1 pseudogene is annotated in these 464 nt (G+C 46.6%); it reads right to left on the minus strand.

Features of this window, described 5'->3' with window-relative positions:
- Positions 1 to 13: 13 nt before the first annotated feature.
- Positions 14 to 464: pseudogene (locus J7R05_RS07970) on the minus strand (transketolase-like TK C-terminal-containing protein); the annotation flags it as partial.

Below are 464 nucleotides of genomic sequence, written 5' to 3' on the forward strand. Positions count from 1 at the left end.
AACGGTCTCACTCTTGCCGAACAGCAGCTTCAATAGCAACTTTAATTGGAGCATCCCCAATGAGGGCACGCTGATAGGAAAGAGATTGCTGCGCAAAGAGTTCAAAACAAGGCACAGAAACCACACGCGTTGGGATGCCTTTTTCTTCTAAAACCGCATGTGCCTCTACCGCAATTTGCAATTCTGAACCAGAAGCAAACAGCGTCACTTGTGCATCATCGCTAGCTGTTAGGAATTCATAAGCACCGAGCATACAGAGATTTTCTTCTTCATACTCTTGCCGCAAAAGTGGTAAATTTTGTCGGCTCAAAGCCAAAGTAGAAGGTGTCTTTCGTGCTTTCAAAGACAATTGCCAACACTCAACTGTCTCCATAGCATCAGCAGGGCCAAAAACCAGATGATTGGGCATTGCGCGCAAGGAAGCCAAATGCTCCACGGGCTGATGTGTAGGAACATCTTCACCA

The sequence above is a fragment of the Bartonella capreoli genome (assembly GCF_902813205.1).
GTDB lineage: Bacteria > Pseudomonadota > Alphaproteobacteria > Rhizobiales > Rhizobiaceae > Bartonella > Bartonella schoenbuchensis.